Origin of the sequence: Moritella sp. F3, assembly GCF_015082335.1 — a bacterium.
Taxonomy (GTDB): domain Bacteria; phylum Pseudomonadota; class Gammaproteobacteria; order Enterobacterales; family Moritellaceae; genus Moritella.
In genome coordinates this window covers 1-218 of the sequence record NZ_BLRL01000194.1, presented here as the reverse complement: position 1 = coordinate 218, position 218 = coordinate 1, and the positions used below count along the sequence as shown (strand labels likewise).

1 protein-coding gene is annotated in these 218 nt (G+C 49.5%); it reads left to right on the top strand.

Annotation, left to right across the window (positions count from 1 at the left end):
• The coding region (locus tag JFU56_RS22860; protein ID WP_198439476.1) for an Ig-like domain-containing protein at nt 1–218 on the top strand (218 nt) is incomplete at both ends.

The following is a 218-nucleotide window of genomic DNA, read 5'->3' as shown; positions in this document are numbered from 1 at the left end:
ATCACGGGTACTGTGGACAGCGATGCCGTGTCAGTCAGCGTGGTGATTAAAGATGTTAATGGTCAAACTGTAGAAACAGTTGCTGCGACACTCGATGGTCAAGGTGGTTGGACAGTAGATGCGTCGGCATTAGCAGACGGCAACTACACAGCCGTTGCAACAGCAACGGATGATGCGGGCAATACCTCGACAGCGACAGAAAATGGTTTTGAAATTGA